The organism is Zestomonas carbonaria, from assembly GCF_904061905.1.
GTDB classification, from domain to species: Bacteria; Pseudomonadota; Gammaproteobacteria; order Pseudomonadales; family Pseudomonadaceae; genus Aquipseudomonas; species Aquipseudomonas carbonaria.
Genome location: NZ_CAJFCI010000119.1, coordinates 1 through 283 on the forward strand (window position 1 = coordinate 1; position 283 = coordinate 283).

Annotated in this window: 1 protein-coding gene; it reads right to left on the minus strand. The window is 72.4% G+C overall.

What is annotated here, in order from left to right; all coding sequences use genetic code 11:
* Nucleotides 1-283, minus strand: a 283-nt coding sequence (locus PSEWESI4_RS24940) for a contractile injection system protein, VgrG/Pvc8 family (RefSeq protein WP_268960824.1), incomplete at both ends; no start/stop codon positions are given.

The window sequence follows — 283 nt, forward strand, 5'->3', positions numbered from 1 at the left end:
GGAGCGCAGCTCGGCGCGGGCCAGGGCGGGCTCGACCACGGCGCTGTAGCGGGTGCGGCGAAAGCCGGTGTCGCCCTGGGCGAAGGCGCTGACCAGGCCATGGACATGGCGCACCGCCCGCTCGCCGTGCCAGAGGGTGAACAGCGCGGGCCGGTCGAGGATGGCGCCAAAATCCACGGCGGGATCGCGGCTGGAGAGCTCGAGGGTCAACCGGAAGGGCGTGGACAGCCCTTCGTCCAGCTCGAAGGAGACGACCTCGAAGTCGCCGCTGGCGGGCGCGAAG